19 protein-coding genes and 1 riboswitch are annotated in these 16,334 nt (G+C 58.9%); of the genes, 15 read left to right on the top strand and 4 right to left on the bottom strand.

Annotation, left to right across the window (positions count from 1 at the left end; all coding sequences use genetic code 11):
* The first annotated feature begins 87 nt into the window (after positions 1 to 87).
* Complete coding sequence (locus AB5Y54_RS04695; protein WP_161653122.1) at positions 88 to 990, top strand: LysR family transcriptional regulator; 903 nt, start codon at positions 88 to 90, stop codon at positions 988 to 990.
* Between the two features lie 66 nt (positions 991 to 1,056).
* On the opposite strand, the gene ribA is transcribed toward AB5Y54_RS04695, so the two are convergent.
* Positions 1,057 to 1,650, bottom strand: a complete 594-nt coding sequence (gene ribA, locus AB5Y54_RS04690; protein WP_010675003.1) for a GTP cyclohydrolase II — start codon at positions 1,648 to 1,650, stop codon at positions 1,057 to 1,059.
* Between the two features lie 263 nt (positions 1,651 to 1,913).
* Here ribA and cmk point away from each other — a divergent pair, with 263 nt between their 5' ends.
* From cmk to pyrF, 6 genes are all read left to right on the top strand, one after another.
* Positions 1,914 to 2,606, top strand: a complete 693-nt coding sequence (cmk, locus tag AB5Y54_RS04685; RefSeq protein ID WP_324033964.1) for a (d)CMP kinase — start codon at positions 1,914 to 1,916, stop codon at positions 2,604 to 2,606.
* Between the two features lie 93 nt (positions 2,607 to 2,699).
* The gene (gene rpsA, locus AB5Y54_RS04680; RefSeq protein ID WP_010675001.1) at positions 2,700 to 4,370 is read left to right on the top strand and encodes a 30S ribosomal protein S1; all 1,671 of its coding nucleotides are present in this window, start codon (positions 2,700 to 2,702) and stop codon (positions 4,368 to 4,370) included.
* A 92-nt stretch (positions 4,371 to 4,462) separates the two neighbouring features.
* Positions 4,463 to 4,747, top strand: a complete 285-nt coding sequence (gene ihfB / locus AB5Y54_RS04675) for an integration host factor subunit beta (RefSeq protein WP_005299934.1) — start codon at positions 4,463 to 4,465, stop codon at positions 4,745 to 4,747.
* 156 nt (positions 4,748 to 4,903) lie between these two features.
* On the top strand, positions 4,904 to 5,188 hold the full coding sequence (locus AB5Y54_RS04670) for a LapA family protein (RefSeq protein WP_042016623.1): 285 nt from the start codon (positions 4,904 to 4,906) through the stop codon (positions 5,186 to 5,188).
* Between the two features lie 9 nt (positions 5,189 to 5,197).
* Entirely contained in the window at positions 5,198 to 6,364 is a 1,167-nt protein-coding gene (lapB, locus tag AB5Y54_RS04665) for a lipopolysaccharide assembly protein LapB (protein ID WP_223915150.1), read from the top strand.
* Positions 6,365 to 6,485: 121 nt separating this feature from the next.
* On the top strand, positions 6,486 to 7,184 hold the full coding sequence (gene pyrF / locus AB5Y54_RS04660) for an orotidine-5'-phosphate decarboxylase (protein ID WP_069651371.1): 699 nt from the start codon (positions 6,486 to 6,488) through the stop codon (positions 7,182 to 7,184).
* An 86-nt stretch (positions 7,185 to 7,270) separates the two neighbouring features.
* Here pyrF and rrtA read toward each other — a convergent pair whose 3' ends face one another.
* The gene (gene rrtA / locus AB5Y54_RS04655; RefSeq protein ID WP_223915160.1) at positions 7,271 to 7,849 is read right to left on the bottom strand and encodes a rhombosortase; all 579 of its coding nucleotides are present in this window, start codon (positions 7,847 to 7,849) and stop codon (positions 7,271 to 7,273) included.
* On the opposite strand from rrtA, the gene AB5Y54_RS04650 reads away from it, so the two are divergent.
* The 5 genes from AB5Y54_RS04650 (at position 7,815) to AB5Y54_RS04630 (ending at position 10,723) form a co-directional block, all read left to right on the top strand.
* A complete protein-coding gene (locus AB5Y54_RS04650; RefSeq protein ID WP_368153299.1) occupies positions 7,815 to 8,468 on the top strand; it encodes a tRNA-uridine aminocarboxypropyltransferase in 654 nt (217 codons plus the stop codon). The genes rrtA and AB5Y54_RS04650 overlap by 35 nt on opposite strands.
* Before the next feature lie 22 nt (positions 8,469 to 8,490).
* Entirely contained in the window at positions 8,491 to 9,198 is a 708-nt protein-coding gene (queC, locus tag AB5Y54_RS04645; protein ID WP_368153296.1) for a 7-cyano-7-deazaguanine synthase QueC, read from the top strand.
* Between the two features lie 61 nt (positions 9,199 to 9,259).
* Positions 9,260 to 9,931 (top strand): 7-carboxy-7-deazaguanine synthase QueE, encoded by a 672-nt coding sequence (queE, locus tag AB5Y54_RS04640; protein ID WP_010674994.1) that lies wholly within the window; start codon positions 9,260 to 9,262, stop codon positions 9,929 to 9,931.
* A gap of 1 nt (position 9,932) precedes the next feature.
* Complete coding sequence (locus tag AB5Y54_RS04635) at positions 9,933 to 10,163, top strand: DUF3820 family protein (protein ID WP_039038687.1); 231 nt, start codon at positions 9,933 to 9,935, stop codon at positions 10,161 to 10,163.
* On the top strand, positions 10,160 to 10,723 hold the full coding sequence (locus AB5Y54_RS04630) for a cob(I)yrinic acid a,c-diamide adenosyltransferase (protein WP_368153293.1): 564 nt from the start codon (positions 10,160 to 10,162) through the stop codon (positions 10,721 to 10,723). Before AB5Y54_RS04635 ends, AB5Y54_RS04630 begins: the two co-directional genes overlap by 4 nt.
* A gap of 79 nt (positions 10,724 to 10,802) precedes the next feature.
* On the opposite strand, the gene AB5Y54_RS04625 is transcribed toward AB5Y54_RS04630, so the two are convergent.
* Positions 10,803 to 11,201: an H-NS family nucleoid-associated regulatory protein gene (locus AB5Y54_RS04625; protein ID WP_041215041.1), complete on the bottom strand. Its 399-nt coding sequence runs from the start codon at positions 11,199 to 11,201 to the stop codon at positions 10,803 to 10,805.
* A gap of 317 nt (positions 11,202 to 11,518) precedes the next feature.
* Positions 11,519 to 11,690, top strand: a riboswitch (Lysine riboswitch).
* 87 nt (positions 11,691 to 11,777) lie between these two features.
* On the opposite strand from AB5Y54_RS04625, the gene AB5Y54_RS04620 reads away from it, so the two are divergent.
* The gene (locus AB5Y54_RS04620; protein WP_103858892.1) at positions 11,778 to 13,358 is read left to right on the top strand and encodes a Na+/H+ antiporter NhaC family protein; all 1,581 of its coding nucleotides are present in this window, start codon (positions 11,778 to 11,780) and stop codon (positions 13,356 to 13,358) included.
* A gap of 85 nt (positions 13,359 to 13,443) precedes the next feature.
* The gene (locus tag AB5Y54_RS04615; protein WP_045524473.1) at positions 13,444 to 14,025 is read left to right on the top strand and encodes a thymidine kinase; all 582 of its coding nucleotides are present in this window, start codon (positions 13,444 to 13,446) and stop codon (positions 14,023 to 14,025) included.
* Between the two features lie 70 nt (positions 14,026 to 14,095).
* Here the strand turns inward: AB5Y54_RS04615 and AB5Y54_RS04610 are convergent, their stop codons facing one another.
* The gene (locus AB5Y54_RS04610) at positions 14,096 to 15,433 is read right to left on the bottom strand and encodes a flavohemoglobin expression-modulating QEGLA motif protein (protein ID WP_109113207.1); all 1,338 of its coding nucleotides are present in this window, start codon (positions 15,431 to 15,433) and stop codon (positions 14,096 to 14,098) included.
* 155 nt (positions 15,434 to 15,588) lie between these two features.
* Here AB5Y54_RS04610 and AB5Y54_RS04605 point away from each other — a divergent pair, with 155 nt between their 5' ends.
* Positions 15,589 to 16,044 (top strand): YbjN domain-containing protein, encoded by a 456-nt coding sequence (locus AB5Y54_RS04605; RefSeq protein ID WP_160839247.1) that lies wholly within the window; start codon positions 15,589 to 15,591, stop codon positions 16,042 to 16,044.
* Positions 16,045 to 16,334 lie beyond the last annotated feature (290 nt).

The following is a 16,334-nucleotide window of genomic DNA, read 5'->3' as shown; positions in this document are numbered from 1 at the left end:
TTGTCCCGACGACTTTTGTGCAGGGTAGTGCGACGAAACGTATAAATATAATATATTTAAGTTATTACCCTGATAAATGAAATTGATATGGATCTGAAACAGCTCGGATACCTGCTGGCGGTGCGCGATGCCGGCTCCTTCACCAGGGCGGCCCAGGGGCTGAACGTGGCCCAGCCTGCTGTCAGCATGGCCATCGCCAAGCTGGAGCAGCAGCTCGATCTGCGGCTGTTTGACCGACAGGATCGCAGCGTGCGCCTCACCCCGGAGGGAGAGGTCCTTTGCCGCCACGCCGAACGGCTGCTGCGCCAGATGCACCAGGCCGAGGCCGAGATGGCCGAGCTCAAGGGGCTGGAACGGGGGGAGGTGCGCATCGGCATCCCCTACATGATGGGATCCTATTACTTCCCGCCAATCCTGATGGCGTTCAAGCATCGCTACCCCGGCTTGAAGATCCGGGTGGAGGAGGCGGGCACCCGGGAGCTGCTCAGCCGCATGGTGGATGGCAGTCTGGATCTCGCCATCCTCATCACCAGCGATCTGCCACCGGCCCTCGAGGGGGCGCAACTGCTGCGGGAAGAGATGCTGATGGTGGTGGGGGAGGAGCACCCGCTGCGCGGCGCTGAGTCGGTCTCGCTGCCACAGTTCTTCGGCCAGGAGCTCGCCATGTTCCGGCGAGGCTTCTACCACAGGGAACACATGGAGGTGTTGGCGCAGGGGTTGGGGGTAGAGCCTGACATCGCGTTCGAAAGCAATCTCATCCCGCTGCTCAAGGCGGTGGTGCGTCAGGGATTCGCCGTGACCACCTTCCTGCGCATGGCGCTGGAAGAGGAGCCGGCCCTCACCGGCATCCCTTTTTCACCCCCTATCTTCCTGGATCTCTGCGTAGCCTGGCGACGGGGGGATCCGCTCTCCATGGCGAACCGGGCATTGCGGGATTTTTTGCTGGCACAAGGGGATGTTTCTCACCATTGCGCTACAGATACTGAATGATTGAGTGGTATCACCAATAAAAACGCCTCCAATCTGGAGGCGTATGCTGACAAGGTGGATGCAACCTTATTTCTTGAACAGGTGGTCCAGCTTGTTTGCCTTGGTGGAGAGATAAAACTCGTTGTGGGGATTGCGACCTTCCTGAAGGGGCACGCGCTCCGCCACCGGGATGCCAAAGGATTCCATCGCCTTCAACTTGCGCGGGTTGTTGGTCATCAGGCGCAGGGACTTGACCTCGAGCGCCTTGAGCATGTCGGCACAGATGGTGTAGTCACGCATGTCGGCGGCAAAGCCAAGCGCCACGTTGGCCTCCACGGTATCGGCCCCCTGATCCTGCAGATGATAGGCCCGGATCTTGTTGAGCAAGCCGATGCCTCGCCCTTCCTGACGGACATACAGCAGGACGCCGCGGCCCGCCTTGGCGATGTTTTCCAGCGCGGCCTGCAATTGGAAGCCGCAGTCACAACGCAGACTGAACAGGGCATCCCCGGTCAGACACTCGGAATGAATGCGTCCCAGCACGGGTTCGCCGTCTGCGATATCGCCCATCACCAGCGCGGCATGATCCTTGCCCGTGCCGGTTTCCTGAAAACCAACCAGCGTGAAAGTGCCCCAGGGGGTCGGCAACTTGGATTTGGCCACGAGGGTAACGCTGCTCATATGGTTGCTCCTGACTACAGCTGCTTAAAAAAGGGCGGCCAGTTTAGCGCGCATTGTTCGGAACAACCATAAGAACAAAACCTTGCGTGAGAAGTGGGTTAACCCGATTGGTCAGAATAGGGGCAATCACGACGACTTTTGCGCAATTGTATGCCCTGACAACTGCCAGCGACGGCGCATTCGGGTATAATCGGCGCCCATTAACCCATCCCGACAGGGATGTGTGCAACCAGTCAAGATGCCGAGTGCGCAGGAGAAACGTTATGGCTCAGATGGCCCCCGTGATGACTATTGATGGCCCAAGTGGCGCAGGAAAAGGCACCTTGTGCCAGTTGCTGGCTGAAAAACTGGGCTGGCACCTGCTCGATTCCGGTGCCATCTACCGGGTGCTCTCCCTGGCAGCCCTGCATCACGATGTGGAGATCGATTCCGAAGCAGCATTGGTTCCCCTGGCCGCCAATCTGGATGTGCAATTCCAGGTAGAAGGGGAGCTGGTCAAGGTGATCCTCGAAGGGGAGGATGTTTCCCGCACCATTCGTACTGAAGAAGTGGGCAACGCGGCCAGCAAAATCGCGGCGTTTCCCCGGGTACGTGAAGCCCTGCTGCGCCGTCAGCGTGCATTCCGCCAAGCCCCCGGTCTCATCGCCGACGGTCGCGACATGGGTACAGTGGTTTTCCCCGAGGCGGATGTGAAGATTTTCCTCGACGCCAGCGCCGAGGAGCGGGCCCAGCGCCGCTATAAGCAGTTGCAAGATAAGGGCTTTGATGTTAACTTTGAGCGTCTTTTAACCGAGATTCGGGAACGTGACGATCGCGACAGAAATCGCGCCGTCGCTCCCCTGAAACCCGCGGAAGATGCTCTTGTTGTAGACTCAACGTCCATGACCATAGATGCAGTGCTGGCAACGGTGCTTGCCTATGCAGAGCAACAACTTGGTGATGTCAGCGCAAACTGATGTCAGTCGTCTGCACCAAGGATGGCGCAGATAATTTAAAACAACCCCGCTTGTGCCGGATTGCAAGTGGATGTTTCATTTGTGACATAAACAATGATCGAATCTTTTGCTCAACTCTTTGAAGAGTCCCTGAACGCCGTTGAAACCCGTCAAGGTTCCATCGTCAAGGGCACTGTCGTTGCTATCGAGAACGGTTTCGTACTGGTTGATGCCGGTCTGAAATCCGAGTCTGCTATCCCGGCTGAAGAATTCAAGAACGCCATGGGCGAGCTGGAAATCAACGTAGGTGACTCCGTTGACGTGGCTCTGGACTCTATCGAAGATGGTTTCGGCGAAACCAAGCTGTCCCGCGAAAAAGCCAAGCGCCACGAAGCCTGGCTGCAGCTTGAAAAAGCTTACGAAGAGCAAGCTACCGTTATCGGTATCATCAACGGCAAGGTCAAGGGTGGTTTCACCGTTGAGCTGAACGGCATCCGTGCCTTCCTGCCGGGTTCTCTGGTTGACGTGCGTCCGATCCGTGACACCGCTCACCTGGAAAACAAAGAACTCGAGTTCAAAGTCATCAAGCTGGACCAGAAGCGCAACAACGTTGTTGTTTCCCGTCGTGCCGTGATCGAGACCGAGAACACCTCCGAGCGTGAAAGCCTGCTGGCCAACCTGCAAGAAGGTCAAGAAGTTAAGGGTATCGTCAAGAACCTGACCGACTACGGTGCATTCGTAGATCTGGGCGGTGTTGACGGCCTGCTGCACATCACCGACATGGCGTGGAAGCGCGTTAAGCATCCTTCCGAAATCGTCAACGTTGGCGACGAGATCGCTGTCAAGGTTCTGAAGTTCGACCGCGAGCGTACCCGTGTATCCTTGGGCCTGAAGCAGCTGGGCGAAGATCCCTGGGTTGCTATCGCCAAGCGTTACCCGGAGACCACCCGTCTGTCTGGCCGCGTGACCAACCTGACCGACTACGGCTGCTTCGTTGAAATCGAAGAAGGCGTGGAAGGCCTGGTACACGTATCCGAGATGGATTGGACCAACAAGAACATCCACCCGTCCAAGGTTGTCAACGTTGGCGACGTGGTTGACGTGATGGTTCTGGACATCGACGAAGAGCGTCGTCGTATCTCCCTGGGTCTGAAGCAGTGCAAATCCAACCCGTGGCAGCTGTTTGCCGAAACTCACGCCAAGGGCGACCGTGTTTCCGGCAAGATCAAGTCCATCACTGACTTCGGTATCTTCATCGGTCTGGATGGCGGCATCGACGGCCTGGTTCACCTGTCTGACATCTCCTGGAACAACCAGGGCGAAGAAGCCGTGCGTGAATTCAAGAAGGGCGACGAAATCGAAGCCGTTGTTCTGCAAGTGGACCCGGAGCGTGAGCGCATCTCCCTGGGCGTCAAGCAGATCGAAGAAGACCCGTTCAATAAGTACCTGTCTGACAACAAGAAAGGTGCTATTGTGAAGGGCAAGGTTACCGAGGTTGATGCCAAGGGTGCCGTGATCGAACTGGCTGACGGCGTAGAAGGCTATCTGCGTGCCTCCGACGCTGCTCGTGACCGCGTAGAAGACGCCACTCTGGTGCTGTCTGTTGGTGACGAAGTTGAAGCCAAATTCATGGGCGTTGATCGCAAGAATCGCACCGTAAGCCTGTCTGTCCGTGCCAAGGACGAGGCTGACGAGCGTGTTGCCATCGACAGCCTGAACCAACAAGAAGAAGTTGTGTTCAGCAATGCCATGATGGAAGCGTTCAAAGCCGCCAAGGGTGAGTAATCCTTGATGCAAGAAAAGGGCGGCATTGCGCCGCCCTTTTTTATCTTGGCAAAATGATTATTGCATGTGATCGGGGAAGGAGATTTAACCTTATGACCAAATCAGATCTCATCGAACAACTGGCAGCCAGCCGCATGCATATGCCGGCCAAGGATGTCGAAGCCGCTATCAAGGAGATCCTTGAGCAGATGGCATCGACCTTGCAAAACGGCGACCGGATTGAAATCCGAGGATTTGGCAGTTTCTCGCTGCACTATCGTGCGCCCCGCGTGGGTCGCAACCCCAAGACCGGGGACAAGGTTGAACTGACCGGGAAATATGTCCCGCACTTCAAACCTGGCAAAGAGTTGCGCGAACGCGTCAACATCATCGAATAATACAGAAAACGGCATACCTGAGTATGCCTTTTTCATTTTTATGTTCTGGAGTCTGCCCGTTGTCGGGTTTCTCACACTCTTTTCCCATTCGCGCTAGAGTCTGCCTGTGATTTTAAGGATAATCAGTCACTCATTCGCTACAGACAGGGAGCTCCCATGAAGCGTATCTTGGCCCTCATTCCACTGGTGCTGGTGTTTGTCCTGACCCTTGCCATCGGTTCTCAAAATGGTCAGCTGGTGCAGTTCAACTACTTGATCGCCCAGGGGGAGTTCTCGCTCTCCATGTTGTTGGGGTTCTTCTTCGCCGGCGGCTTTCTGCTGGGCTGGCTGGTGTTTGGCCTGCTGTTCCTGCGTCTCAAACTGCAAAATCGCACCCTGAACCGAACCATGCGTCGTCAATCTCGCGAGTTGGAGCTTGCCCGGTCGACAGCCAAGGAATAATGTCCCTCAATGCTTGAACTGCTTTTCCTGCTGTTGCCCATCGCCGCCGGTTATGGCTGGTACATGGGCCGCAGGAGTGTTCGCCAGGACACCCAGCAACAGAGTAACCAGTTTTCCCGTCAGTACGTGGCGGGCCTCAACTATTTGCTCTCTGACGAGTCGGACAAGGCGGTGGATCTCTTTATCCAGCTGCTGGAAGTCGACAGCGAAACCATCGAAACCCACCTCTCCCTCGGTAACCTGTTCCGTCAACGGGGCGAGGTCGATCGCGCCATCAAGATCCACCAGAACCTGGTCGCCCGTCAGCTGACCCGTGAGCAGCGTCAACTTGCCTTGCAGGAGCTGGCCCGTGACTTTCTGGCTGCCGGATTGCTCGATCGGGCCGAAGCACTCTGGAAAGAGCTGTGTGATGACAGCGATTTCGAAGAGACGGCTCTGGCACAGCTCCTGATCATTCATCAGCAGTTGCGTGACTGGGACAATGCCATCGCCGTGGCGGTGCGTCTGCAGAAATTCCAGGGCAAGAAGCTGGCCGAGCCCATATCCCACTTCTATTGCGAACAGGCGGAGAGTGCCTTGCGCGATGGCGACAAGCCTGCGGGGATCGCCAAGCTCAAGCGTGCGCTCGGTGCCCACCCGGCCTGTGCCCGCGCCAGCCTGCGGCTGGCCGATCTGGCGATGGAGGAGGGCAGGTTCGAGGATGCGGCCAAGGAGCTCCTGCGGGTGTTCGAGCAGGATATCGACTTTGCCTCCGAAGCCATGCCGAAACTGCTCGAGTGCTATCGCCTGCTTGGTCGCAGCCAGGAGCTGATCCCGCTGCTTGAAAAAGCGGTAGAGGATCATGCGGGGGTCAGCGTGACCCTGGCGCTGGCCAATCTGGTGGAGGCCCGCGATGGGTTGAGCCAGGCCCGGGCCCTGGTGCTGCGCCAACTGCGTCGCCACCCCTCCATGAAGGGCTTCTATCAGCTGGTCGGTTTCCAGTTGGCCAGTGCCGAGGAGGGGCCTGCCAAGGAGAGCCTGGAGCTGCTGCAACAGCTGGTCGGCGAGCAGATCAAGATCAAGTCGACCCACAAGTGCCGTCAGTGCGGCTTTGCCACCCATTCGCTGTTCTGGCAATGCCCTTCCTGCCGGCAGTGGGGCACCATCAAGCCGATCCGAGGGCTGGATGGGGAGTAAACGCCAGCGAGGCCAACACGCCCGGGCGAGCACGGATACCCAAGAATTTCAGATGCCAGCGTGCAACCGGGCCCCGGCTCTGCTGCGCCTGGCTGTGGCATAACAATCCATAGGAAGTGACATGCAAGACCCCAAAGTACTGGTCGCGCTGGATTATCAGCACGAAGCCGACGCCTTTGCCTTCATTGAGCAGATCTCACCGGCCCAGTGCCGCCTCAAAGTAGGCAAGGAGATGTTTACCCTGTTTGGTCCCCAGTTCGTTCGTCAACTGGTGGCCAAGGGGTTCGACGTCTTCCTGGATCTGAAATTTCACGACATTCCCAACACCGTCGCCAAGGCGGTGGCGGCCAGTGCGGAGCTGGGCGTCTGGATGGTGAATGTCCATGCCAGCGGTGGCGAACGCATGATGCGTGCCGCCAGAGAGGCGTTGCTGCCATACGGGGACAAGGCGCCCCTGCTCATCGGGGTAACCGTGCTGACCAGCATGGAGCAGTCCGACATGGCGCCCCTGGGTCTGGATGTGACGCCGGCAGAACAGGTGATCCGCCTGGCCACCCTTGCCAAGGCGGCCGGGCTGGATGGTGTGGTCTGCTCCGCGGAAGAGGCGAGTGCGCTGAAGGGGCTGCTGGGAGCCGAATTCAAGCTGGTGACGCCGGGCATTCGTCCGAGCGGATCGGCTGCCGGTGATCAGCGCCGCGTCATGACGCCGCTGGCAGCGGTGGAGGCGGGTGCGGATTATCTGGTGATCGGTCGTCCCATCACCCAGTCCTCGGATCCCGCCGCCGTGCTTGGGGCTATCAATGCCGAGCTTTGCCGGTAACGGCGTAATGGGCGAATGAGCGCAGGCCGGATCCCAGATCCGGCCTGCTGCATTTTGGCCGTGGGCTGGCCTTGCCTATGGGGAGCTCAGGAGTGGACGGCCTGGGCGTCCAGACGAATGGGGAAGAGGCCGAGGAGCAGGCCGGCGAGTGCACCGATGAAGTGTGACTCGATGTGTACCCTGGCACCGATCAAGGCGGAGACAGGGCTCTCGCCGGCACTGTAAAAGTCCACACCGAGCTTGATGGCGACGCCCGCCAGCATCAGCCAGCCGGAGTGACGGCGAAAGCGGATGTCCTGCATGGCACCCCATACGAACAATCCGTGCAGCAGGCCGGAGAGTCCCATGTACCACTGGGTTTGCGGGCAGCCCCACCAGATGCCGAGTCCGACCGCCGTTCCCAGCAGCAGCAACAGCACGGGCAGGCGCCATCCCGTCAGGTACTCCTGAAACAGGCTGTAGAGCACGGCCAGACCGCTCAGGTTGAGCAGCAGGTGCCATCCATTGGTGTGTGCCAGATTGCCTGTTATGATGCGCCACCCTTCGCCCTGGGCGATCAGGTCGCGATCGAAGGCGAGCTGATGATTTGGCACGGTGAAAAAGAGCAAGGCAGTGACGAGCGAAAGCGCGATGACCCAGAGCAGACCCGATTTTCCTGACAACATGAAGCAGCCCAACGACAAAGAGAGCCGATACTGTACACGCTGTACTCGGGCCCTCAAAGCGTGCCTGTGCGATTATATTCAGCGAGTGCCGAACCTGGCTGCGCTCCATATCCTGCAACACCCTGCCGAAGTAGGTCACCCCAAGGGGACGGCTGTGTTGCTGGCGGCGTCCCTGACCGATGTGCGTATCCATGTGGGGGAGGACTTTTCCGACGACGAAGGGCTCAATGCCTTGCTTGCCGACCCCGCTGTCCAGTGCTATGTGCTGTGGCCCGATGAGGAGGCCCTGACCCTGATAGAGGCAAGGGAGCATCTCCTGAGGCGTGGGCGCACCGTGCGAGCCCACTTCATCCTCCTTGATGGCACCTGGCGCAAAGCCTATCGCATGTTGCACAGCTCGCCTGCACTGCTCGGGTTGCCGCGGATCACCCTCGGCGCCATTGCCGGGCAATATTCCATTCGCAAGAAGCCCTTTGAGGAGGCATTGTCCACCCTGGAAGCGGGCTACCATCTGTTGTCCCGGTGGGAAGGAGAGCCTGAGCGCTTCGCCCCGCTGATGACCCTGTTTACCCATTTGAACCGGCAGTGGCATGACTTTGCACAAGGCCGCCGCCGTTGAGTTGCCCAGAGGAGTGAAAAACATGAAAAAAGCCGTCGTGGTCTTCAGTGGCGGGCAGGACAGCACTACCTGTCTGGTGCAGGCACAGGCCCGCTATGACGAAGTGCATGCCATCACCTTCGATTACGGCCAGCGCCACCGGGCGGAGATTGACACCGCCCGCCATCTGGCGACGGTGCTCGGGATCGCCGCCCACAAGGTAATGGATGTGACCATGCTCGGGGAGCTGGCCATCTCTGCGCTGACCCGAGACGACATACCGGTGAGCTTCGAGTTTCAGGAGAACGGCCTGCCCAACACCTTCGTGCCGGGACGCAACATCCTGTTCCTGACCCTGGCGGCCATCTATGCCTATCAGGTGGGCGCCGAAGCGGTGATCACCGGGGTGTGCGAGACCGACTTTTCCGGCTATCCCGATTGCCGCGACGACTTCGTCAAGGCGCTCAATCAGGCGGTCTCCCTGGGGCTGGATCGCCCCATCCGCTTCGAAACCCCCCTGATGTGGCTCGACAAGGCCGAAACCTGGGCGCTGGCGGATCATTACGGTCACCTCGATACCGTGCGTCACCAGACGCTCACTTGCTACAACGGAATCCAGGGAGATGGTTGCGGGGCCTGTCCGGCCTGCGAGCTGCGTCGCCGTGGCCTGGATCACTATCTGGCTGACAAGACCGGCATCCGTGCCAGACTTTACGAGAAGAGCGGACTGGGCGAGAAAAGCGGATCCTGAGCCTGTGCCTAGCCCGGGTTTGGGGTATAATCAGCCCCTTTTGCAGCAAGTCGTGACCAAGATGCACTACCCAATCAACGAGATCTTCCAGACCATCCAGGGGGAGGGGGTATTTACCGGCCTGCCCGCCATCTTCGTTCGCCTTCAGGGCTGCCCGGTGGGCTGCCCCTGGTGCGATACCCGCCACACCTGGGTGGTGGACCCCGAGCGTGAGGTGGCCCCTGGCGAGGTGCTCGATCGTTCCAATGAGTCCGACGGCTGGAGCAAGATGAGCACGGAAGATATCCTGGCCAGCTTTACCCGGCTCGGTTACCGGGCCCGTCACGTGGTGTTGACCGGTGGTGAGCCCTGCCTCTACGACTTGCGCGAGCTCTCTTCGGCCCTGGTGGCATCGGGTTATCAGGTGCAGATCGAAACCAGCGGGACCAGCGAGGTGCTGACCCATGAGCAGACCTGGGTGACCGTTTCCCCCAAGATCGGCATGAAGGGTGGGTTGCCGGTGCTGGTCTCTGCACTGGAGCGGGCCAACGAGATCAAGCACCCGGTGGCCACCGAGCACCATATCGAAGAGCTGGATGCCCTGCTGGCCACCGCCCGGCTGCGCCCCGATGTGATGATTGCGCTGCAACCCATCAGCCAGAAAGCCAGGGCCACGGAGCTGGCCATGGCGACCTGCATCGCCCGTAACTGGCGACTCTCCATCCAGACCCATAAATACCTGAATATCGATTGATATGGATGGACTCAGCGATGAGCGCATCTTGCTGACGCTGGCCAGCAAGATGCCTTACGGGAAATACAAGGGGCGGCGCATCATCGATATTCCCGAGCCCTATCTGGTATGGATGGCGCGAAGCGGTTTTCCGGCCGGTACCCTGGGCCAGTCTCTGGCACTGGCCTACGAGATAAAGCTCAATGGACTCGAGTCCATGATTATTCCCATTATTAACAGGATGTCAGAATGAGAATATATACAAGGCAAGGGGACAAGGGGCTCACGCGACTGGCCGATGGCACTTCCCTGGCCAAAGACGATAAACGTGTCGAGACCTATGGCGCCATCGACGAGCTGAATTCCCAAATAGGCTTGTTGATGGCTGAAATATCCGCCGGGGAGACGACTCTCCTGGCCGATCTCATATTGTTGCAGCAGGAGCTGTTTGATCTGGGGGGGGAGCTGGCATTTTCCAGTGAATCACAAACGGATACGCTGTGGCAGGTGAACGAGGCTTGGACGAACAGGCTCGAGCAACAGATCGATGCCTACAGTGCCGGGTTGCCGGTGCTGCGCAATTTTATTTTGCCGAGCGGTTCGCGGGCGGCGGCCCAGGCACATGTGGTGCGTACCCTGACCCGTCGCTGCGAGCGCCTGCTGCTTGGGTTGAGCCGCGTAGAGCGGGTGAATCCGGCCGTTTTGCCCTACCTCAACCGGCTGAGCGACTGGTTTTTCACCATCGCCAGATACCTGCTGGTATCGTCGGGTACCCCGGAGATCCTCTGGGTCAAGGCGGCTGACAGAGGCTGACCACCGCACGAAGCAGCAATAAAAAAACCTCGCCTTGCGAGGTTTTTTTATTGCTGTGGAAAGGGGTCTGATATTGCTGTCAGATAGCAAAGGCTTCCACGGATTTGCCTTCAGCAACGGCCTTGGCAATGACCGAGGGCATGCGGCCCTGACCGGTCCAGGTTTTTTCCACACCATTGTCCAGATAACGATATTTGGCGGGGCGGGGCGCACGTTTGCTGACCTTGGTATTCTCGGGCACCACGGTGTTGACCAATTCGGCGGGATCGATCCCTGCGGCCTTCAGCATTTCGGCATATTCGGCAATTTTCTTTTGATGTTCTTCACGGGCCTGGCGTTCGGCGGATTCATCTTGCCGACGTTCATCGACGATGGCGGAGAGCTTTTCCAAGCCTTCTTCCAGTTGTTCCAGCGTCAAATCGCGGCAAGCTGCACGCAGGCTACGGATATTCAACAGCACTTTCAGAAATTCGTTCATATTGGCTACCACGCGAGCAAAATATTAAGGGAAGAACTGGTTTTTCGATAATTTATAGGGGGGGTTGGCACCAAGTCAAGCCTGCCAAAATAATTAATTAGGCTGATAAATTAAGTCTTGAAATAGATATGAAGGATATTTTTTTCCGTTTGACGGGCCAACATCTTCGAATGGGCTCGTGTCAGATGAAAATATCGCCATCGGAGTCTTTGATGAACCATTTGACTATCTTTGAAGATGTGGGCGTCTCAGAAACCTTGAAATTTAATCAAAAAACTTGCTATCACCCGGCGGCTCGATAAAATGTGCCGCGAATACCTTTAAGTAGAGGCGCGCTGCCTATGAGTAACCGAGCGGAGGGTGATGCCTGCGATGCTCGATGAAAGGAGTCGGCGCCGAAGTGACCAGGCCATCATACCGGGTTGCTGGTTCTGCATCTAATAGGTGCAGGACTGCCATAGTCATCCACTATGGAGCGCTACCTGAAGGGGCTGAGGAGTATACCCTCCCCATGGGTTTTGTTTCTTTGATCCTCTCGGTAGATCTCCACCTGTTGTCTTTAGGTGCAAAGAGATCATGGACATCGTTCATTACGCCGACTCCGGTTGGTCCGTCGTTCCCCCCCTGCTGGCCGTTGCGCTGGCGATCATCACTCGCCGCGTCCTGGTGTCGCTGGGGGTGGGCATAGTCGCAGGCAGCCTGCTGCTCAACCAGTTTTCTCCCCTTGCGTCCCTGCATTACATGCTCGATACCGTGCTCAGGATCTTCTGGGTCGACGGTGCGCTCAATCGTGACAACGTCAACATGATCCTCTTCATGTTGCTGCTGGGCGGCCTCATCAGCCTGATGAGCGTCTCCGGTGCGACCCGGGCATTTGCCGAGTGGGCGGAGCGCCGCGCCAAGACCCGCAAGGGTGCCAAGTCCCTGACCGGTCTGATGGTGTTTGCCTTCTTCATCGACGACTTCTTCCACAGTCTGTCGGTGGGTGCCATCTGCCGTCCGGTGACCGATCGCTTCCAGATCTCCCGCGCCAAGCTGGCCTATCTGCTGGACTCAACCGCCGCGCCGGTCTGTGTGCTGATGCCGATCTCCTCCTGGGGGGCTTACATCATCGCCCTCGTCGGCGGCATCATGGCGGCTCATGGTCTGACCGACCAGAGCCCCATCTCCGCCTTCGTCGAAATGATCCCCATGAACCTCTATGCGGTGTTCACCCTGATCATGGTGCTGGTGGTGATCGCCTTCCAGCTCGACATCGGCCCCATGCGCCAGCATGAGCTGTGGGCACTGGAGGGCAAACTGTGGGACGAGTCCAAGGGGCGCCCCATCGGGCTCGACATGGAGAGCCCGGAGGAGAGCAATGGCGGCATGATTGACATGGTGCTGCCCATCCTGACCCTGACCCTGGCCACCGTCTATTTCATGATTGACTCCGGGGCTGCGGTGCTGGCCGACAAGGGGCTGCCGTTCAGCGTGCTCGGCTCCTTCGAGAACACCAATGTCGGCTCCTCCCTGGTCTATGGTGCCCTTTGCAGCCTGGTGGTCTCCATCGGTCTGGCCATGCGCCTCAAGCTCGGGGCAAGCAACTGGATGAAGGCGGCTCCGCAGGGGATCATGGCCATGCTGCCCGCCATCAACATCCTGCTGTTCGCCTGGACCATCGGCGCCGTGGTGCGCGATGTGGAAACCGGTAAATACCTGGCCTCCCTGGCCAATGGCAATCTGCCGGTGGAAGTGCTGCCCGCCGTGGTCTTCGTGCTCTCCTGCGCCATGGCGTTTGCCACCGGCACCAGCTGGGGTACCTTCGGCATCATGCTGCCGCTCGCCGGTGACATGGCGGCCGCCAGCGACATCAGTCTGATGCTGCCCATGCTGGCCGCCGTACTGGCAGGGTCCGTGTTCGGGGATCACAGCTCCCCCATCTCCAGCACCAGCATCCTGTCTGCCACCGGGGCCGGTTGCCATCACATCGATCACGTGATGACCCAGCTGCCCTATGCCCTGGCCATCGCCTTTGGCGCGGCGCTCGGCTACCTGGTGATGGGGCTGATGCACTCCGCGCTGGCCGGTTTCACCGTGAGCGGGCTCTGGTTCCTGATCTTCTCCGGTTACCATTTGCGCAAAGCCCGGGCGTATAGCGCCGTGGCAGTTGCATAAGAGAACAAGGGGCCTGCGGGCCCCTTGGTTTTGGCAGGGGCTTTGGTTAGCATGCGCCCCATCACTCCCGTTTCGGAACCCCATCATGGCTTCACTGCACTACAAATTTGCCACCATGAACTCAGGTAAATCGACCCAGCTCATCCAGGCCCACTTCAACTATCTGGAGCGTGGCATGTATCCGCTGGCCATGACGCCCGCCATCGACGATCGCTTCGGTGCCGGCGTCATCAGTGCCAGGGTCGGTCTTGAGCTGAAAGTGGAGGTGTTCAGCGACAGCTGCGATCTCTTCGAGATGGTCAAGGCGCGCCACGCCGAGCGGCACATCGATGTCTTCATCGTTGACGAGGCGCAGTTCCTGACCCGTGAGCAGGTCTACCAGCTCGCCCGCATCGTCGACGAGCAGGACATTCCGGTGATTGCCTATGGTCTCAAGACCGATTTTCGCGGCGAACTGTTTCCCGGCTCCTACCACCTGCTCTGTCTGGCGGACAAGTTCGAGGAGCTAAAAAGCATCTGCTGGTGCGGCAACAAGGCCCACATGAACTCGCGGGTCAACGAGGCGGGGCAGGTGATGCGTGACGGTGAGCAGGTGGAGATCGGCGGCAACGATCGCTATGTGTCGCTCTGCCGCAAGCACTATCTGGAAGGGCGGGCCTTCAAGTAACCCGTGGCTGGCTCGTGCAGCCTGGACATCAAAGAGGGCGCCCATCTGGCGTCCTCTTTGTCTATGGGAGTCAGTCGATCTCGATGTCGACAGGGGCGATGATGGGGTCGGCCGCCGGCAGGCGGTGGAAGAGCTGGCGAAAATGCTGCTGTACCCGGCCTATGTCCACCAGGGACATGCCGGAGGCGAAGCCGAACCAGACGTAGAGCCCGGTGAGGTCGCGAAACATGGGAGGGAGGTAGCGGGGGGCGTCGATGAGCCCCTCCAGATAGTGCTGATAGAGCACGGGGATGTCGTCCAGGGTCACCTTGCCGACGAACAGCATGGGCAGGATCTCCGGCACCCCCTCCAGCACGGCGCTGCGAATGAAGTTCACCGTCTCCACATAGCCCTTCACATAGGAGAGATCCTTGGTAAAGCAGGCGCCCCCCTCGACCATGCCTCCGCGAAACACCCGCTGGGTGATCTTGTAGGCGTCGTGCTCGCTGGCCCCCTTGGCCACGAAGTGGCGGAACACCTCGATGAAATCGGCGCCACGCTCCGCCATGTCGATGGCCATGACCCGATCCGAGATGCGCTTGGCCCTGTCCGGGAAGGAGCTGAACGTGAGGGTCTCGATGAGTACTGCCAACCCCTCCTGACAGGCGGTGATGCGGGGCGAGCCGGCGCCGAGCCAGGTGGCGTAAGATTGCTGGCGGCCGTTGAGGGTGGTGCCGACGTGAACCCAGCCTTCGTGTACCTCCAGCACCTGCAGATCGAGTTCCGAGAAACGGGCGTGGGAGTTGAGCTTGATGTAATCCCCCCCGGCGGCGGCATCGGAGACAATGCCATCGCTGAGCTTGACCTGGACTGTGCCGTCGCTGAAGTAGCTCGACAGCTTGCCCTGCAGCCTCGCCACCGCGGCTTCCCCCTCGAACTCCTTGGGGTAGGGGCGCACCAGGTGGCGGGCGCCGGGCAGGGAGAAGATGTCGCACAATCTGGCCCCCAGCTCCTTCAGGGTCTTGCGATCCCCGCGCAGGTGATCGCTTGCCGAGCCGTAGAGCCGCTGACTGTAGCGCTGAAAGTCCGGCTGTCCGCGCTGGCGCAGCATCTCGATGACCACCATGTACTGATCTACCGTCTCTTGCAGGATCCGGCCGAGATCGTCCTGGGGGCCGAGGCGTCGGCGGATCCTGTCCCTCAGCTCCTTGAGCTCAAGGTACTTGTTGCGGGGATCGAACTCCAGAGGGAGGGATTCATAGAAGTGCCTGTCGATGGCGGGCAGTGCCTTGCCGCCACTTGCCAGAAAGTCGCTTTGCAGGTGACGGGGCCATTTGATGGCATCCAGGATGCGGATGGGTTTTTGCAGGGCGAGCAGTTCATCCGAGAGGGATTTGAGGTGCAGGCGATACTTTTCTTGGATGGTCATCGGGCTCTTTGGAGGCGAGTGCGCTACGAGAATGGCTGAGTATAGGCACAGGGCCTGTCAAAAAGAAGCGAGACGACGGGGATCCGGCCTGTGTGCTTTTGGTTGTCTGAAAATTGGTTTAGACTGCGCCCCTTGATCTCTACCGTGTCGTGAAAATGATGAATATCCCCAGCTCTGAAATGATAATGCGTTGGTTGCAACAGGCCCGGATCGAGCACTATGTGTGCGATCAGTGTCATGGCATCCACATGGTCTCCCTGCAGTCCGTCGAGGGCATCCAGGAGAGCCGGATCTTCGTGGAAGAGGAAGGGCTGCTGTTCTCATCCGAGCTGGAGGTGCGCCCCTCATCGCTGCTGCCCCTGGTGGCCGAACTGGGTCGTCTCAACATGCAATATCCGTCCCTCAAGGTGTTCCTCGACATCATCGATGACAACCTGCCACGCCTCGTCGTGGGTCACACCGTCTTTACCAAGGCGGGTCTCACCGTCGAGCAATTCCTGCTGTTCGTTGAAAGCACCACGGCAGCCACCCATGAAGTGGTTTCCGAATGTGAACGCCTTGGCTTCCTCAACCTGCCGGAAATCCAGGTCGCACCGGAATCCGTTCACTGACCTCAGCACCTGAACTGTGCGTTTAATGTGCGAACGGTTCGCTGCGGCTAAAAAGCCGTTGACGGCGGCGGGGCTTTCCCCTAAATTACGCCCCGTTCCAGCGCAACGGCGTAGCGGACACCGTGTTGGCTGAACACGTTAAACCACAGACAAAAATTTGGTGCGGTATCCGAGAGGCTACCCACCGACGAAGTCGGCAAGATGCACGCGCAGCGTGCTCCGAAAGCCACTTCAAGCAGTAAAAATTTGGTGAGGTGTCCGAGTGGCTGAAGGAGCACGCCTGGAAAGTG

The organism is Aeromonas sp. s9 (assembly GCF_040907765.1).
Classification (GTDB): domain Bacteria; phylum Pseudomonadota; class Gammaproteobacteria; order Enterobacterales; family Aeromonadaceae; genus Aeromonas; species Aeromonas caviae.
The sequence above is the reverse complement of the archived record's forward strand: the minus strand, read 5'-3'. Positions and strand labels throughout refer to the sequence as shown.